At 73.8% G+C, this 16,152-nt stretch carries 15 protein-coding genes; 6 read left to right on the forward strand and 9 right to left on the reverse strand.

Features of this window, described 5'->3' with window-relative positions:
* Positions 1–3: 3 nt before the first annotated feature.
* The 4 genes from HNR10_RS29390 to HNR10_RS29405 are packed head-to-tail and all read right to left on the reverse strand — an operon-like array spanning position 4 to position 4,659.
* Entirely contained in the window at positions 4–864 is an 861-nt protein-coding gene (locus tag HNR10_RS29390; RefSeq protein ID WP_179829189.1) for an ABC transporter permease, read from the reverse strand.
* A complete protein-coding gene (locus HNR10_RS29395) occupies positions 861–1,814 on the reverse strand; it encodes an ABC transporter permease (RefSeq protein ID WP_179829191.1) in 954 nt (317 codons plus the stop codon). The genes HNR10_RS29390 and HNR10_RS29395 overlap by 4 nt, the downstream gene beginning before the upstream one ends.
* Entirely contained in the window at positions 1,811–3,442 is a 1,632-nt protein-coding gene (locus tag HNR10_RS29400; RefSeq protein ID WP_179829194.1) for an ABC transporter substrate-binding protein, read from the reverse strand. Before HNR10_RS29400 ends, HNR10_RS29395 begins: the two co-directional genes overlap by 4 nt.
* A gap of 41 nt (positions 3,443–3,483) precedes the next feature.
* Positions 3,484–4,659: a C45 family autoproteolytic acyltransferase/hydolase gene (locus HNR10_RS29405; RefSeq protein WP_179829196.1), complete on the reverse strand. Its 1,176-nt coding sequence runs from the start codon at positions 4,657–4,659 to the stop codon at positions 3,484–3,486.
* Between the two features lie 84 nt (positions 4,660–4,743).
* Here HNR10_RS29405 and HNR10_RS29410 point away from each other — a divergent pair, with 84 nt between their 5' ends.
* Positions 4,744–5,646, forward strand: coding sequence for a MurR/RpiR family transcriptional regulator (locus HNR10_RS29410; protein WP_179829198.1), 903 nt, complete (start codon positions 4,744–4,746; stop codon positions 5,644–5,646).
* A gap of 52 nt (positions 5,647–5,698) precedes the next feature.
* Here the strand turns inward: HNR10_RS29410 and dhaL are convergent, their stop codons facing one another.
* Positions 5,699–6,370 carry a dihydroxyacetone kinase subunit DhaL gene (gene dhaL / locus HNR10_RS29415; RefSeq protein ID WP_179829200.1) on the reverse strand — a complete coding sequence of 224 codons (672 nt, stop codon included), beginning with the start codon at positions 6,368–6,370 and terminating at the stop codon, positions 5,699–5,701.
* Positions 6,371–6,396: 26 nt separating this feature from the next.
* Positions 6,397–7,395 (reverse strand): dihydroxyacetone kinase subunit DhaK, encoded by a 999-nt coding sequence (locus HNR10_RS29420; protein WP_179829202.1) that lies wholly within the window; start codon positions 7,393–7,395, stop codon positions 6,397–6,399.
* A 238-nt stretch (positions 7,396–7,633) separates the two neighbouring features.
* Between HNR10_RS29420 and HNR10_RS29425 the strand changes: the two genes are divergently transcribed.
* Genes HNR10_RS29425 through HNR10_RS29445 form a run of 5 tightly spaced genes read left to right on the forward strand, consistent with a single transcriptional unit; the run spans position 7,634 to position 12,846 of the window.
* Positions 7,634–8,407 carry a DeoR/GlpR family DNA-binding transcription regulator gene (locus tag HNR10_RS29425; protein ID WP_246406470.1) on the forward strand — a complete coding sequence of 258 codons (774 nt, stop codon included), beginning with the start codon at positions 7,634–7,636 and terminating at the stop codon, positions 8,405–8,407.
* Positions 8,408–8,427: 20 nt separating this feature from the next.
* On the forward strand, positions 8,428–9,843 hold the full coding sequence (locus HNR10_RS29430; RefSeq protein WP_179829206.1) for a GntP family permease: 1,416 nt from the start codon (positions 8,428–8,430) through the stop codon (positions 9,841–9,843).
* Between the two features lie 9 nt (positions 9,844–9,852).
* Positions 9,853–11,172: a four-carbon acid sugar kinase family protein gene (locus tag HNR10_RS29435; protein WP_179829208.1), complete on the forward strand. Its 1,320-nt coding sequence runs from the start codon at positions 9,853–9,855 to the stop codon at positions 11,170–11,172.
* Positions 11,165–12,187 carry a 4-hydroxythreonine-4-phosphate dehydrogenase PdxA gene (gene pdxA / locus HNR10_RS29440; protein WP_179829211.1) on the forward strand — a complete coding sequence of 341 codons (1,023 nt, stop codon included), beginning with the start codon at positions 11,165–11,167 and terminating at the stop codon, positions 12,185–12,187. The genes HNR10_RS29435 and pdxA overlap by 8 nt, the downstream gene beginning before the upstream one ends.
* A 38-nt stretch (positions 12,188–12,225) precedes the next feature.
* Positions 12,226–12,846 carry a maleylpyruvate isomerase family mycothiol-dependent enzyme gene (locus HNR10_RS29445; RefSeq protein ID WP_179829213.1) on the forward strand — a complete coding sequence of 207 codons (621 nt, stop codon included), beginning with the start codon at positions 12,226–12,228 and terminating at the stop codon, positions 12,844–12,846.
* A gap of 71 nt (positions 12,847–12,917) precedes the next feature.
* Here HNR10_RS29445 and HNR10_RS29450 read toward each other — a convergent pair whose 3' ends face one another.
* From HNR10_RS29450 to HNR10_RS29460, 3 genes are all read right to left on the reverse strand, one after another.
* Complete coding sequence (locus HNR10_RS29450; RefSeq protein WP_179829215.1) at positions 12,918–14,555, reverse strand: glycoside hydrolase family 10 protein; 1,638 nt, start codon at positions 14,553–14,555, stop codon at positions 12,918–12,920.
* 214 nt (positions 14,556–14,769) lie between these two features.
* Positions 14,770–15,264 carry a metallophosphoesterase family protein gene (locus tag HNR10_RS29455; protein WP_179829217.1) on the reverse strand — a complete coding sequence of 165 codons (495 nt, stop codon included), beginning with the start codon at positions 15,262–15,264 and terminating at the stop codon, positions 14,770–14,772.
* Positions 15,265–15,385: 121 nt separating this feature from the next.
* A complete protein-coding gene (locus HNR10_RS29460) occupies positions 15,386–16,057 on the reverse strand; it encodes a lysophospholipid acyltransferase family protein (RefSeq protein WP_179829219.1) in 672 nt (223 codons plus the stop codon).
* Positions 16,058–16,152 lie beyond the last annotated feature (95 nt).

Genomic DNA, 16,152 nt, shown 5'->3' on the forward strand with positions numbered 1-16,152 from the left:
GGACTACCTCCGGGAACTGAGCAGGTCGGCGAGGCGTACCCCGACGATGTTGAAGGCGATCACGACCAGTGCGATCGCGGTGCCGGGGACGAGCGAGGGCCACAGGACCCCCTGGACGAGCGCGGACCGGCCCTCTTGCACCATCAGCCCCCACTCCGAGCTGGGCGCCTGTGCGCCGAACCCCAGGAAGCTGAGCGTGGCCAGGCCCATCAGGGCCTCGCCGAACAGCACCACCAGGTAGCCCAGCAGCGCGGGCGCCATGTTCGGGATGACGTAGCGGACACAGATGACCAGCCCGCTCACGCCCTGCACCCGGTAGGCGTCCACGTAGGGGCGGGCGCACTCGGCCAGGGCGACGCTGCGCGTGAACTTGGCGATGATCGGGGTGAACGCCAGGCCGAGCGCGACCACGGCCGTGGTCATGCCGCTGCCGAACACCGCGATGACCAGCACGACGAACAGCAGGCCCGGGAAGGCGTACATCACGTCGGTGACCCGGGCCAGGACGGCGTCGACCCAGCCGCGCCGCCACGCGGCCAGCGTGCCCGCGCCCACCCCCAGCACGGAGGCGAGCGCGAGCAGCGCCAGCGGGCCGAGCAGGCCCTCGCGGGCGCCGTACAGCACCCGGGAGAGCAGGTCGCGGCCCATCTGGTCGGTGCCCAGCCAGTGGTCGGCCCCGGGCGGGGTCCAGATCCCGGCGAAGTCGATGGCGTCGGGGTCGTGCGGGGCCAGCAGCGGGGCGAACAGAGCGGCCAGCACCACCAGGGCGAGGAAGCCTGCGCCGGCCCACAGGGTCAGGTCGGCGCGGGCGCGACGGCCGGTGGGCGCCGCGGTGGTGGCGATGGTGGTCGTCGGCGCGGTCATGCTCTGCTCCCTTGCGCGCGGACCCGCGGGTCGAGCAGCGGGTGGACGAGGTCGATCAGGGTCGTGACGACCATGTAGGCGATCACCATGTACAGCAGGACGGCCTGGACCACGGGGAAGTCGAAGGTGTTGATGGCGCCCACCAGCAGCGAACCGATGCCGCTGATGCCGAACACCGTCTCGATGGCCACCGTGCCGCCCAGCATGCTCGCGGTCACCAGACCGCACATGGTGACCACCGGCCCCAGGGCATTGCGCAGGACGTGGCGGCGTACGACGTGGCCCTCGCCGATGCCCGAGGCGCGCGCGGCGGTCACGTGTTCCAGATCGAGCTGTTCGGCCATCGTCTGGCGGGTGACCCGGGCGACGATGGCCAGCGAGCCCAGTGACAGCGCGATCGCGGGCAGCGTCAGGTGGTGCAGGCGGCCGAGCAGGCCCTCGCCCAGTCCGGCCACCGGGAACCAGCCCAGTTGGACGCCGAACAGCGAGATCAGGGCGATCGCCAGGACGAACGAGGGGATGGACGCGGCCAGGGTGGTGCCCGCGGTGACCGCGGAGTCGGTGCGCCCGCCGCGACGCACGGCGGCCAGCGCGCCCAGGGCGACGCCGAACACCGTGAACAGCACGCAGGCGTAGCCGACCAGGGCCAGGGTGGCGGGCAGGCGGGTCAGGATGAGGTCGCCCACCGCGGAGTTGTACTGGAACGAGGTTCCCAGGTCGCCGGTCACGGCCCCGGCCGCCCACAGCCCGTACTGCACGATCAGCGGCTCGTCCAGGTGGTAGGCGGCGCGCACGGCGGCCACCCGTTCGGGTGTGACGTTCTCCGGGTCGCCCACCAGGAACGACACGGGGTCGCCCGGGGCGGCGTACATGGCGCCGAAGATCAGCAGGGAGCTCACCGCCAGGGTGAAGACCATGCCCAGGAGCCGGCGCAGCGCGTGCGCGATCATCGCTCTCCCTCCTCACGCGCGCCCAGGCCCGCGGCCCAGGGGCCGGACAGGAAGGCGGCCGAGGCCGGAGCGCCCGTCACGTGGGAGCCCATCGCGAGCGTGGTGGGCACCTGGACGACGGGGATCCACACCATGGCCTCGCTCCAGCGGCGCTCCAGCTCCACCGCGAGTTCGGCGCGCTCGGCGTCGTCGGTGGCGGCCTGGGCGTCCTTGACCAGCTCGTCGTAGTCGGGGTCGGTGAAACCGGAGTAGTTCACCCCGGCGTCGGAGGCCCCGTTCTTATAGAAGCCGACCGGGTCGTTCTTGGAGATCCAGTACTCGTCGGCGAACAGGTCGACCTGCGAGCGCAGGTCGGCGTCCACGTAGAAGCTGCCGTACTGCTGGCGCGGAACCGTGCGGATCTCGGCCTCCAGACCGATCGTGCGAGCCGCGTCGACGACGGCGTTGGCGATGACCGTGCGTGCCGGTTCGCCGTCGCTCGCCACGACGATCGGCTCCTCGGGGGCACCCGCCGACGCCACCAGGGCGCGGGCGCGTTCGAGGTCCTGCCCGGCCGGGCTCGCGGGCGCCCCCTCGATCGCGTCGTAGGCCTGTCGGAAGCGTGCGGTCTCGTAGCCCCAGCCGCCCGGGCCGAGCGGCGTCGACCACGGTTCGGCCAGGCCGCCGAACGCGGCGCGGGCGATCCCGTCGCGCTCCAGGGCCAGCGACAGGGCGCGCCGCAGGCGCGGGTCGGCCAGGCCGCCGCGCTCGGTGGTGATGAGCGACCACACGTTGGTGGAGGGCCCCTGGAAGACCTGGACGGTCTCGTCGCGCAGCAGCGGCACGGCGGCCGCAGCGGTGTCCAGGTAGGCGCCGTCGGCCTCACCGGTGGCGAGCATGTTGACCACGGCGCTCTGCTCGGCCCAGCGGAAGACCACCCGGTCGGTGGTGGCGGCGCCCTCGGGGTTCCAGTAGCCCTCGTCGCGCTCCAGGATCACCTGCGTACCGGAGCGCCACTCCGCCAGGCGGTAGGGGCCGGTGCAGGCGTCGGAGCCGTCGGGGGTGCCGTAGGCGTCACCGTCGGCCTCGATGACGCGCCGGTCGTAGACGATGCCGCCGTTCCCCGCCATGGCGGGCAGGAACACGGCGTCGGCCTGGGCCATGCGCACGGTGACCTCGTACTCGCCGGTCTTGTCGATGGACTCGACGTTGGCGTACTCGTCGGCTTCGGAGGCCCCCTCGGCTGCGTGCCGCTCCATGCTCCACACGACGTCGTCGGCGGTGATGGGCGTGCCGTCGCGGAAGGTCGCGGCGCGGTTCAGGCGCAGCACGACGGCGTCGTCGCCCTCCCAGCCCGCCTCCTCGGCCAGGTGCGGAACGGCGCCCAGCTCGGGCGTCATGCGCATCAGCCGCTCACAGGTGTTGGCCATGACGGTGTTCTGCGCGGTCCCGCCCTCGCCGTCGAGGTCGAGCGTGCCCGGCTCCTCGGGAAGCATCCAGGTCACGGTGTCCAGGGCGCCGGCGGGCGCCGCGGTGGTGGGGCTCTGCTCCAGCGTCGTCTGGACGGGTGCCGCCGCACAGGCGGTCGATGCCAGGAGCAGGCCCGCGGCGGCCAGGGCCGCCGGAGGTCCGCTGCGTCTGTCTTTCACGGTGGGTCTCCAGGGGATGGTGTTCGGGGGATGGGCCCGGGTCAGCGGTCGCCGCCGGGGCCGTCGTAGAGGTTCCAGGGCACGGGCGTGAAGTCGTGCTCGCAGGGGTTGCCCGCGGCGACGAGGTACTCGCCGCTGGTCAGGTCGACCAGGCTGGAGAGCACGGTGGCCCACTGCCGGACCTCGGGAGCGGCCGGGTCGGGGTGGGTGCACAGGGACTCGGGGTGGCCGAGGTGGTCGGACATGGCCTCGCGCACCGACTTGCGGACCGCGTCGGTGGTGTGGGCGCGGCGCACGGCCCGCAGGCCGCGGCGGGCACGGGGCACCCGCACGAGCGAGTCCGAGGAGATGGGCCGGTAGTCGTCGGCGAGCTGTGGCGGGACCCCGGCCTGGTAGTGGTTGCCGTGCACGAGCAGGCCCTCGTCGTCGGGGTACATCCACTGGCAGGGCCCGGGCGTGGTCTCGACGTCGATCGCGTAGCCGGAGCGGTGGGTCAGCAGCGCGTTGCTGGCGATGTGGGCGCGGGTGCGCAGCAGGACGTCCAGGGCGTCGGTCAGGCGGGCGGAGTCGAGCACGCGGCGGCGGATGAGGGTCTGGGGGATGCCCGTGACCGCGCCGAAGCGGCCGCCGAGTCCGTTGGCGTTCAGGGCGATCCCGGCGGAGTTGGCGCCGTGCCGGCCCACCTGTCCCGCCTCGACCTGCATGACGAGCGTCGGCCGGGGCGGCTGGACCACGCGCAGCATCACGACGGTGTCCTTGGTGCCGTGCCGCCAGTCCCAGTTCTGGCCCGCGTAGACGTGGCCGTCGCCGGTGGCGCCCTCGGCGAGGGCGAAGGAGGTGCAGCCGTCGGCGGCGTCGCGCTCGTCGGTGGCGGTGTCGGTGGCCATGCCGTTGAACGTGGAGTCGTAGATGATCTCGCCGCGCACGTTCAGGGCCAGGACGTCGAGGGGGTCCACGCCCGCGCCCTCGGCGATGCCCGCCATCTCCGTGACGAGGTCGGCGTCGAAGTCGCGGCAGGCGGGAAGCCAGCCGCGGGCGCGGTCCAGGACGCCGCCCCAGCTCAGGCCGGTCTGCTGGTCGAAGGCGCGTTCGTAGAACTCCAGCGCGGCCCGGATCTGCGGCTGGGCCGCCGACCCGTGGGCCAGCCCCCGCTCGTGCGGGCCGCCGGAGACCTCGACGAGTGGGAGGCCGGTGGAAGGTGTGTGTGGTGCGCCCATGCTGTGGTGACCCCCGGAGCGCGTCGCGTAACATCCATTACGAGATCGCGCGATGTTGAACTGACTGTTTCCTTCAGGAGTGTAATGAGTAGTACGCCACAGTCAAGAGACGTAACGGATATTTCAAGCGAGTCCGGCCTCGAACGGCTCCGCGCGGGCGTGCGCACGCACTGGGACAGCCTCTCGCCCGCGGAGAAGTCCGTGTGCCGGCTCCTGACCTCCTACTCCGCCGCGCAGCTCCTCTACGCCAACGCACAGGAACTCGGCGCCGCCAGCGGGACGAGCAACGCCAGCGTCATCCGCACGCTCCGTCGGCTCGGCTACGACGGCCTGCCCGCCCTCAAACAGCAGATCGCCGCCTCGTTCACCTCCGATGTCGCCCCCGAGGTGCGGCTGCGCGACCGCATCGGCCGCATGGGCGGCGACTTCGCCGCGATCTGGGAACGCGTGGCCGACGAGGCGCGCGAACGCGTCGAACACGTGCGCAGCGCGGGCGCGCCCGAGGACCTCGAGCGCGCCGTGGAGATCCTGGCCGGCGCCCGCGAGGCGGCGGCCTACGGTGTGGGTGCCTCACGCATCGCCGCCGAGCACCTGACCGTGCGGCTCAACCGGATCGGCGCCCGCGCCCGGCACGTGGACACCGACGGCTTCCGCCTGGCCGACGACCTCCTGCGCCTGGACCGCGGCGACGCCGTCGTGGTCTTCGCGCCCGGACGGGTCCTGCCCGAGGTGGAGGTCCTGCTCGAACGCGCCCGCCAGGTCGGTGCGTCCTCCGTCCTGGTCACCGACGAACTCGCCGACGAGCTCAGCGACCGCGTCGACGCCGTGCTCGCGGCGCCCCACACCCCCACCGGCATGACAGCCGAGGCGCTGACCGGCATCGTCGTGGCCGACGCCCTGGTGCAGTCCGTGGCCACCGCCGACGCCGACCGGGCGGTGGAGTCCTCGCACGAGCTCACGGCACTGCGCGCCCGCCTCGGCTACTGACCCCGCCTGGGGCCGATGTGGCCCGGCCCCGCCCGGGGCCGTTCGGGTTCGGCTACCCGGGCCCGTTCGCCTCGTCCGCCCCGTCCGCCCCCTGCGTCACGCTCGCGTGCGCGGCACGGAAGAACAGCCCGATCGCGACGGCGCCGGGGTCGGGCGCCCCCAGCGCGGCGTCACCGACGTAACTGGTGCGCCCCTTGCGGCCCAGGAGTTCGCTGGTGCCCTGGGCCCCGGACTCGGCCGCCTCCGCGGCCTTCCTCAGCCCTTCCTCCAGGCTGCGCCCCTCGGCCGCCGACCGCCCCAGGGACTCGGCGGCCGGGGCGATCGCGTCGACCATCGTGCGGTCGCCGACCTTGGCCGAACCCAGCCGGGTCACGGTGGCCCACCCCCGCTCCGCGGCCTCGGCCACCCCGGCCAGGGTCAGGGCGGGCGTGCCGTTGCCCGCCTTGGCGAAGTCGCGGAACCACATCCCGAACAGCGGCCCGCTGGTCCCGCCGCTGTGCGACAGGAAGGTGTCGCTGAGCGCCTGGAAGGGCGCGCCGGGGGAGTCGGGGTCCTCGGGCAGGGCGGCCAGCGCCCGGCGCAGGCCCGTGACCATGTTCGTGCCGAAGTCGCCGTCGCCGCTGCGGCGGTCGAGGTCGGTCAGGTGGTCGTCGGCATCGGTGATCGCGGCGGCGAAGCCGCGGACCCACAGGTCGGCGTGGGCGGGGCTGATCTGGTCGGCCATAGCGGATCTCCCGGGGTCGTGGCTGGTCACCAGGTGAGGGCGGGCGTGGACACGGGCGCGTCCCACAGGTCCAGGAACTCGTCGTCGGCGCGCACCAGCGTCACCGAGCAGCCCGCCATGTCCAGGGACGTGACGTAGGAGCCCACCAGGGAGCGGGCGACACTGATCCCGGCCTCCTCCAGCAGCTTCCCCACCTCGCCGAACAGGCCGTACAGCTCCAGGTCGTGGGTGGCGCCCAGGCCGTTGACGATCACGGCCACCCGGTCGCCGCGGCTCAGGTCCAGGTCACGCAGGAGCGGAGCGGCCATGTCGGGGACGAGCGCGCGGCGGGGTCCGAAGGCGCGCCGCTCCCGGGCCCGCTCGCCGTGGATGCCGACGCCGAACTCGATCCGGTCCTCCGGCAGTTCGAAGGAGGGACGGGACTGCCCGGGGTGCGCTCCGGCCGCCAGGGCCACGCTCAGCGTGCGGCTGCCCGCGACCACACGGCGCCCGAGCTTCACCAGTTCCGGCAGATCCGCGCCGCGCTCGGCGGCGGCTCCGCAGACCTTCTCCACGGCCACGACCGCCGCGGTCCCGCGCCGTCCGGGCCCGTCCGGGTCGTCGGTGTCGGTGGCCAGGTCGTCGTCGACCAGGACGATGTCGCTGCGCACGCCCTCATCGGCCAGCAGCTCTCCGGCGATGCGGAAGTTGAGCACGTCGCCGGTGTAGTTCTTGACCACGTGCAGGACCCCGCGGCCGGTGTCGGCGGCCAGCGAGGCGGCGCGGATCTGCATGGCGGTGGGGGAGGCGAAGACCGCGCCCGGCACCGCGGCGTCCAGCATGCCCCGGCCCACGAAGCCCACGTGCAGCGGCTCGTGGCCGGAACCGCCGCCGGAGAGCACCGCCACCTTGTCCGTGGCGGGTTCAGCGCGCAGCACGTAGCTCGGCTCGCGGTTCCACGTGACGTGGCGGGGCCATGCGGCCGCGAAGCCCTCCAGGGCCTCGGGCACCACGTCCTCGGGGTCGTTGACGAACTGACGGCGCATGGGCGGCTCCCCGCTGTGTGACCGCTGTGTTGCCTGGCGCCCCCACCCTAACCGGGGACGGCGGCCGGCACACGTCCCCGCGGTGAACGGCGTCACCGAGGCAGCGGGTCCGGGACGGCCGGGACTCCCGCGTGGCGACTGCTCATTTCGCGCAGATTTCATTCCATGTCTTGTGTTCCCTGCTCATAAAGAGCACTATGAGCTGCGTTACATGCGTGAAGCGAGCAGAGGAGCGGACATGCGACATCAGGGACTGCTGGACGCCGTCACCGACGGCGTCCAGCGCGTCGAGGACCTCGCCCGGGAACTCGGCATCAGTCCCTCCACCGTGCGCCGCGGCCTCAGCGAGCTGGAGAAGGCCGGCCGCGTGGTGCGCACCCACGGCGGAGCCGTCCCCGCACCCGCGGGCGGCGAACTCTCCTGGAGCCAGAAGGGGCTGCGCAACGCCGCCGCCAAACGGCGGATCGCCGACCGCGCGGACGCCCTGGTCGAGGACGACCACGTCGTCCTGCTCGACGCCGGCAGCACCACCACGTTCGTCGCCGAGCGCCTGGCCCGGCGCTTCGGACCCACTGTGGTCACCGCCGGCGTGGGCCCCATGACGGCCCTGCACGACGCCGAGGGCATCGAGCTCATCGTGGTCGGCGGGCGTGTGCGCCGCCCCCGCGGCTCCATCGTGGGCGACTACGCCCACGGGGTCCTGGACCGGCTCACCGCCGACATCGCCTTCATCGGCGCCGACGGCCTCGTGCCCGGCCGCGGCGTCAACTGCCCCAGCCCTGAGATCGCCGCCGCCAAGGAGCTGCAGATGCGCAGCGCCCGGCGGGTCGTCGTGGTCGCCGACTCCACCAAGGTCGGCCGCGACGACGACCCCTACTGGGCGGTCGTCCCCGGCCCCTACGGGCTCATCACCGACGACGCGCTCGACCCGGCGGCCCTGGCCGCCCTGGAGGCCGACCCGTCGTGCACCCCCCACCTCGTTCCGGCCGCCGAGGGCACCGCGCCGGAGTGATCCCCCCGAAAGGTCATGTCATGGAAGTACAGCTCCTCGCCGCACTCCTGCTGGGCGTCGCCGTCGTCGTGGCGGTCATCCTGTGGACCCGGCTGGACGCGTTCGTCGGACTCCTCGCCGGGGCCCTGGTCACCGGCTCCGTGGCGGGCGTGGCCCCGGCCGACCTCATCGAGCACATCACCACCGGCTTCGGTGGCACGCTGGCGGGCATCGGTATCGTCATCGCCCTGGGGGTGATGATCGGCACCGTCCTGGAGCGCAGCGGCGGCGCCGACGCCCTGGCCAAGGCGTTCGTCCGCATGGCCGGCAAGGGCCGTGAGGACGTGGCGATGACCGCCACCGGCGCGGTCGTGTCCGTGCCCGTCTTCTGCGACTCCGGCTTCGTCATCCTGCACCCCCTCGCCCGGTCGCTGGCACGCCGCTACGGCCGCCCGCTCGTGACCATGAGCCTGGCGCTCGCGGGCGGCCTGGCCGTGACCCACCACCTGGTCCCGCCCACGCCCGGTCCGCTGGCCGCGGTCGGACTGCTCGGCGCCGACCTGGGCACCACCGTCCTGGTCGGCGGGGTCATGGCGGTCGTGCTCATCCCCGTCGTCGTGGCCTACGCCCGCTACATGGGTCCCCGCCTCGAAGCCGAGGTCGAGCACGAACTCGTCCCCGAGGCCGTGTCCGCCGGACACACCGCAGGCGCCGCGACCGGCACCGACGGTACGGACGGCGACGCGGACAGCGCCCCCGCCCCCGCCCGACGCATCGACCAGGAGCCCGCGGACCCCGGTGTGAGCGCCCTGGCCGCCGCCCTCCCGCTCGTCCTGCCGCTGCTGCTGATCGTCGGCAACACCGTCACCGCCGCCGTCGCCGAGGGGACCGTGCTCGCCGACGTCTTCGGTTTCGTCGGCACACCCGCCATCGCCCTGCTCATCGGCCTGGTGATCGCCGTCTACGCCCTGCCGCGCCGCGGCACCGGACGCCGCGAGGTCGTCGGCTGGCTCACCGCGGCCGCCGCCTCGGCCGGCATGATCGTCTTCATCACCGGCGCGGGCGGCGCCTTCGGCGAGGTCCTGCGCCAGTCCGGCGTCGGCGACGCCCTGGCCGACGCCGTCTCGGGCTGGCCGGTGCCCATGTTCGTGCTGCCCTTCGCCATCGCGACCTTCGTCCGACTGGCCCAGGGATCGGGGACGGTCGCCATCATCACCGCGGCCACCCTGAGCGCGCCCATCGTGCACTCGGCCGGCGTGGACCCCGCGCTCGCGGTGGCCTCCGCGTGCGCAGGATCGTTCGTCTTCTCCTACGTCAGCGACTCCTACTTCTGGGTCGTCACGCGTTTCACCGGACTGTCCGGCGCCGCCGCCATGAAGATGTGGAGTGGGATGACCACCCTGCTGTGGGTGGCCAGCCTGCCGCTGCTGGGCGTCGCCGCGCTGGTCCTGGGATAGGGGGAGACCATGGCACGGATCCTCGTCCTGGCCGACGACCTGACCGGGGCGAACGCCACCGGGGCGCGCTTCGCCCACGACGGCATGCGCGTGGCCTCGGTGGACGCCGCCCACGCCGCCGAGGCGGCCGAGGTCTACGACGCGGTGGTGGCCGACCTCGACAGCCGCCACCTCGACGCCGCCCGCGCCGCCGCGCTCGTCGACTCCACCGTCCGCGGGCTGTGGCCGGTCGACCTCGTCGTCAAGCGCACCGACACCACGCTGCGCGGCAACGTGGGCGCCGAACTGGAGGCGGCCTGGCGGGCGGTGCGCGAGCGGGTCCCGGCCGGACGGGAGGTCCGTGTCCTGTTCGCCCCCGCCCACCCCGCCTCCGGGCGGATCACCGCGGACGGTGTCCAACTGCTCGACGGCGTCCCGCTGGAGCGCACCCAGCTCGCCCTCGACCCGCTCAACCCGATGCGCACCGGCGTGGTCGCCGACATCCTCGCCGAGCAGACCTCCCTGGCGGTGCGGCACGTGCCGATCGGCGCGGTCACCGGGCCCGGCCTGGCCGACGCGCTCGCCGCCGGCGACGAACCGGTCGTGCTGTGCGACGCGGTCACCGAGGAGCACCTGGCCGACCTCGCCCGCGCCGCCGCCGAGGTCCACCGGCGCGACGGCACCGTGTGGGTCGCGGCCGACCCCGGACCGTGCGGGGCCTTCCTCGCACGCGAACTCGGCCTGCGCGGACGCGCACCGGACCCCGGCCCGCTGCTGGCGGTCGTGGGCAGCGCCACCGAGCTGACCCGGCGCCAGCTCGACACCGTCGCCCGGGACTCCACCGCGCGCTTCGTCGACGTCGACCCCCTCCGGTGCGCCGAGGACCCCGCCTACCGCGCCGCGACCGTGCCGATCCTGGCCCGCGCGCTGGCCGAGCACCGCTTTCCCGGGACGGTGGTCGTGCGCACGTGCGCCTCCGCGAGCGACGTCGTCCGCATCCCCGCCGACCTGCGCCGCGCCCTGCCCGCCCGACTCGCCGACCTGGTCGCCAAGGCCGTGGCGGAGAGTGCCCCCAGCGCCCTGTTCACCAGCGGCGGCGACGTGACCTCCGCGGTCCTGGCCGCCCTGGGCGTGCGCGCCCTTGACGTGGGCGGCGAACTCGTGCCGCTGGCCGTGTACGGGCGGCTCGACGGCAGCCCCCTGGACGGCGCCCCGATCATCACCAAGGGCGGACTCGTCGGTGACGACGGCACGCTCGCCCACTGCCTCGCCCGGCTGCGCGAGGCGGTCCACGACAGCAGACGCGCGGTCACCGCCCGCGTCCCGCACCAAGGGAGAGAAGATGACTGAACGCCCGATCCTGGCCGTCACCGTGGGCGACCCCGTCGGCATCGGCCCGGAGATCACCGTGCGCACGCTGGCGGAGGTCGCCGTGACCGCGCCGGCCCGCGGGGTGGTGGTGGCCGACCCGGCGGTGCTGCGCCGGGCGGCGGCGGTCCTGGGCCTGGACACGCGTGTGCGCGCGGTGCACTCCTGGGACCTGCCCCCCGAGGAGGAGGGCGTCATCGACTGCCTGGACATCGAGGTGCTCGGCGCGGCGGAGCTGCCCTGGGGCGCGGTGGACGCGCGGGCGGGCGCCGCGGCGGTCCGCGCGATCGAGGCCGCCACCGAGGCCGCCATGGCCGGCCGCGTCGCCGGCATCGTCACCGGGCCCATCAACAAGGAGGCGATCTGGGCCGCCGGCAGCCCCCACCTGGGGCACACCGAGATGCTGGGCGCCCTGACCGGGGCCACCCGGCAGAACACGATGTTCGTCGTGCGCGGCAAGAAGATCTTCTTCGCGACCCGGCACGTGTCGCTGCGCGGCGCCCTGGACCGGATCGACGCCGACCAGCAGGTCGAGGCGATCTCCGAGGCGCTGACGGCGCTGCGGGTCTTCGGCCACGACGAACCCACCCTCGCGGTCGCCGCGATCAACCCGCACGGGGGCGAGAACGGCGCCTTCGGCGACGAGGAGATCCGCCACCTGGCCCCGGCGGTCGAGCGGATGCGCGCCACCGGCGCCGACGTGGTCGGCCCGGTCCCGGCCGACTCCGTGTTCCACCGCCTGCTCACCGGCCACTACGACGGTGTCCTCTCCCAATACCACGACCAGGGCCACATCGCGGCCAAGACCTACGACTTCGACGGGACCATCTCGGTGACCGTCGGCCTGCCCGTCCTGCGGACCTCGGTCGACCACGGCACGGCCTTCGACATCGCGGGCAAGGGCGTGGCCGACCACGGCACGATGCGCTCCGCGTTCCTGCACGGCGCCGACTTCGCGCGCTTCGCCGACCGGATCCGGCAGGAGTACGCGCGCTGATCGGCCGAAGTGTCGGTGCCGCTCCCTAGGCTCGCACCATGGATCCACTCTGGGAGACGGTGCACGCCGAACGGGCGGCGCTGGCGGCCGACCTGGCCGGACTCGACGACGAGCGGTGGCGGACGCCCTCGCTGTGCGAGGGACTGAGCGTGCGCGAGGTCCTCGCGCACATGACCGCGGGCGCGAGCCTCGGTTTCTGGCGCTGGATGGCCGGGGTGGTCCGCTGCCGGTTCGACTTCGACCGGCAGGTGGCGATGCGGCTGGCCGAGCACCTGGGCGACACGCCCCAGGAGACACTCGCGCGGTTCGAGCGGGTCGTCACGAGCACGACCGCGCCGATGGGGTCGGTGGTGACGTGGCTCGCCGAGACCGTCGTGCACGCCCAGGACATCCGCCGGCCCCTGGGCATCGAGCGGAACCACCCCATCGAGGTCCTGACCCGGGTGGCGGAGTACCACCGGGGGACCGACCAGGTGGTCGTGGCCAAGGGCCGCATCGGCGGCCTGCGCCTGAGAGCGACCGACGGACCCTTCGAGACCGGGTCGGGCCCCGAGGTGAAGGGACCGACACTGGCGCTGATCATGGCGATGACCGGACGCGCGGCCTACTGCGACGACCTCACGGGCGAGGGCGTCGCCGAACTGCGCGACCGCTGCTGAGCCGCCCGGGTCCGCGCGCCGCACGCGCGGATCCCGGGCCTGGCAGCGGCGGACCTACGGACCCGGGTGCCTCAGGGCGTGTGCCGTGGGTTGCCGGGCGGGCTCTCGTGGTGCAGCCGGTCCAGAGCGGTCGCGTAGTAGGTCCACGCCCCCTCGCGGGCCGGTGCGGTGAACACCGTGGGGCGGTCCCCGTCGGCGCGCACGGTGCCGAGCAGGTGGCGCGGGTCATCGATCCGGCACGGCACCGAGCCCGGTTCCGGCCGCCCCTCCATCGCGTACACCGCGTAGTACGCGGGCTCCTCGCCCGGCCGGGGGCGGATCGTCAGTCGGGTGCCGTCCTCGCCGCGCTCGGCCCGCGAGACCACGGGCGCCGCGGGCGCGGCCCCGCCCAGGTCCGCCTTGACCGGGATCAGCGCGGGGTGCGCGTAGTGCTCGGCGACCACCGCGTCCATGGCCCGCCTGGCGTTGGTGCGCAGCGACGTCGCGCTGAAGTACACGTCGCCGTCCACCCCGGGGTGGTCCCGGTTGAACTCCAGGTGCCGGGCGAGTTCGGACGGGTCGGACCACGCGCCGTCGTTGCCCGCCTTGTAGGCGGCCTGGCCGACGTAGAGCTGCACGTCGGTGTCGGCCACGACGTCCTCCCACCAGGGCACGAGCACCGCGTAGTCGGCCACGGGCAGGCCGATCTCCCAGTAGACCTGGGGGTTGATGTAGTCCACCCAGCCCTGGGACACCCACCGCCGGCTGTCGGCGTAGATGCCGTCGTAGGACTCGAAGCCGCTGGTGTCCGAGCCCGCCGGGTCGCTGTCGGCGTTGCGCCAGATCCCGAAGGGGCTGACCCCGAACTTCACGTGCGGCTTCGCGTCGTGCACGGCCTCGTCCATCTCCTGGACCAGGCGGTCGACGTTCCGGCGCCGCCAGTCGCCGATGTCGTCGGTCCCGCCGCCGTACTCGGCGAAGGTGTCCTGGTCGGGGATCTCCTGCCCCGCCACGGGATAGGGGTAGAAGTAGTCGTCGAAGTGCACGCCGTCCAGGTCGTAGTTCTCGACCGCGTCCATCATCGCCTCGATGACGAAGGCGCGGACCTCGGGCACGCCCGGGTCGTAGTAGAGCCGGCCCCCGTAGTCGAATACCCAGTCCGGGTGGAGCCGGGCCGGGTGGTCCGCGGCCAGCCGCGAGGGGTCGTCGTGCATGGCCACGCGGTAGGGGTTGAACCAGCCGTGGAACTCCAGGTTGCGCTCGTGCGCCTCGGCCACGGCGAACGCCAGCGGGTCGTAGCCGGGGTCGCGGCCCTGCTCGCCGGTGAGCCACTCCGACCACGGTTCGTGGGGCGAGGGCCAGAACGCGTCGGCGGTGGGCCGGATCTGCACGAACACCGCGTTGAGGCCGTCGTCCCGGGCCTGGTCGTAGAGCTCGGTGAGCTCGGCGCGCTGCTGCGCGGGGCTGAGCCCCGGCTCGCTCGGCCAGTCGATGTTGTGCACCCCGGCGATCCACTCCGCCCGCAACTGCCGTTTGGGCGGGGCCTGGTCGTCGACCCGGCAGGGCCGGGGCGCGGGTTCCTCGGGGATCGCCACCGCCGAGGCGGCGGCGTGCGGCGTGTGCAGCAGGCACAGCGCGACCGCGGCGGCCAGCGCGCCGCGGCAGGCGGTGGTACGGGGGATCCGGACGGCTCCGCGGCTCGCGGGGCGGGTCCGGCGTGCGTGCGCCAAGATGGCTCCTTCCGGCCTCCGTCGCACCGGCCGCGCCGCGGCCTCGTGACCGGGTCGGCACCGTGTGCGACTGTCAGCATGAGCTTAGGAGAGAACCTTTACGATCTGGCGCCGCAAGGCAAGTCTCCGCCGCGCGATTGGTGCGACCGTGACCTCGGAGGCGCCTGAGGCGGCTCCGGGCACCCGTCGGGGGCGGAGCCGAGAAGCGCCGCGCTCAGGGCAGCTCGTGCAGCCGGACCTCGCGCACCTCGCCGTCGGCGGCCTCCAGCGTCATGAACGTGTGGTGCGGTTGGCGGCGCCGGTCGGTGGGCGAGCCGGGATTGAGCAGACGCAGACCCGAGGGCGTGCTGGTGTCCCAGGGGATGTGGGAGTGCCCGAACACCAGGACGTCGCTGTCGCCGAAGCGCCGCTCGCACCGCTTCTCCCGCCCCCGGGTGGCTCCGGTCTCGTGCACCACGGCGAAGCGCACCCCGCCGAGCGTGGCGCGGGCGATCTCGGGCAGCCGCGCGCGCAGTTCCGGGCCGTCGTTGTTGCCGTACACGGCGACCAGGCGGCGGGCGCGGGCCGCCAGGCGGTCCAGGCTCTCGGCGTCGCACCAGTCGCCCGCGTGCACGACCGCGTCGGCGCGGTCGACCTCCGTCCACACGGATTCGGGGAGGTCGCGGGCACGGCGGGGGATGTGGGTGTCGGACAGCAGGAGCACGCGCATGGGGGCAGGGTAGTCCAGGCGGCGCCCGGCCCCGCTCCGGCCGCGCCGACGCGGGTACGGACCCGGAGTCGGGGGCTCCCGGTTCTGCGCGGTCGGCGCGCGTGACGCGGGCCGCCGGCGCCTACTCCTCGGTGGTGTAGGTGTTGTACTCGTGCGCGCGCTCCTGGCCGGACAGGCCGTGGATGGCGTCCATGACGCGGTCGGTGATCTCCCGGCGCGCCTTGCCCGGGGCCAGGTGGTCGTAGCCCGTGGAGAAGTCCAGCGGCTCACCGAAGCGCACCGTGAACGGGTGCGGCCGCGGCATCGACGCGCCGATCGGCTGGACCCGCTGCGTGCCCGAGACCGCCACCGGTACGACCGGCGCCTTGGACTCCAGGGCCAGGTGGGCCACGCCGGTGCGCCCCCGGTACAGGCGCCCGTCCCGGGACCGCGTGCCCTCGGGGTAGACCACGCACGCCTCGCCCTCGCGCAGCCGGTCGAGCATCATCTCCAGCGACATCAGCGCGTCCCGCGCGTTGCCGCGCTGCACCGGCATCGCGCCCAGTGAGCCGAACACGGTCCGCGTGACCCGGCCCTTGAGGCCGGTGCCCTCGAAGTAGTCGCTCTTGGCCAGGAAGCGCACCCGCCGGTGCGTGACCGAGAGCGGGATGACCACGCTGTCGACGAACGACAGGTGGTTGCTGGCCAGCAGGACGGCGCCGCGGGCAGGGACGTTCTCACGGCCCTCGATGGTCGGGCGGCACAGGGTCCGGGCGAGCACCGCCGCGGTCTGCCGCAACGCACCGTAGAGCACGTGTTCTCCCTCACTGGGTCGGTGGATGACGCACACCAATGTAAGGGCGACCGGCCGGTAACCACCGCGTCGGGGTGCACGGAGTGCCCTGTGTC

Source organism: Nocardiopsis aegyptia (genome assembly GCF_013410755.1).
GTDB lineage: Bacteria > Actinomycetota > Actinomycetes > Streptosporangiales > Streptosporangiaceae > Nocardiopsis > Nocardiopsis aegyptia.

Coding starts and splice junctions, on each gene's coding strand:
- HNR10_RS29435 (WP_179829208.1), top strand. CDS start 9,853: ATGGCACGGATCCTCGTCCTGGCCGACGACCTGACCGGGGCGAACGCC.
- HNR10_RS29425 (WP_246406470.1), top strand. CDS start 7,634: ATGCGACATCAGGGACTGCTGGACGCCGTCACCGACGGCGTCCAGCGC.
- HNR10_RS29420 (WP_179829202.1), bottom strand. CDS start 7,395: ATGCGCCGTCAGTTCGTCAACGACCCCGAGGACGTGGTGCCCGAGGCC.
- HNR10_RS29405 (WP_179829196.1), bottom strand. CDS start 4,659: ATGGGCGCACCACACACACCTTCCACCGGCCTCCCACTCGTCGAGGTC.
- HNR10_RS29445 (WP_179829213.1), top strand. CDS start 12,226: ATGGATCCACTCTGGGAGACGGTGCACGCCGAACGGGCGGCGCTGGCG.
- HNR10_RS29395 (WP_179829191.1), bottom strand. CDS start 1,814: ATGATCGCGCACGCGCTGCGCCGGCTCCTGGGCATGGTCTTCACCCTG.
- HNR10_RS29430 (WP_179829206.1), top strand. CDS start 8,428: ATGGAAGTACAGCTCCTCGCCGCACTCCTGCTGGGCGTCGCCGTCGTC.
- HNR10_RS29410 (WP_179829198.1), top strand. CDS start 4,744: ATGAGTAGTACGCCACAGTCAAGAGACGTAACGGATATTTCAAGCGAG.
- HNR10_RS29455 (WP_179829217.1), bottom strand. CDS start 15,264: ATGCGCGTGCTCCTGCTGTCCGACACCCACATCCCCCGCCGTGCCCGC.
- HNR10_RS29390 (WP_179829189.1), bottom strand. CDS start 864: ATGACCGCGCCGACGACCACCATCGCCACCACCGCGGCGCCCACCGGC.
- pdxA (WP_179829211.1), top strand. CDS start 11,165: ATGACTGAACGCCCGATCCTGGCCGTCACCGTGGGCGACCCCGTCGGC.
- dhaL (WP_179829200.1), bottom strand. CDS start 6,370: ATGGCCGACCAGATCAGCCCCGCCCACGCCGACCTGTGGGTCCGCGGC.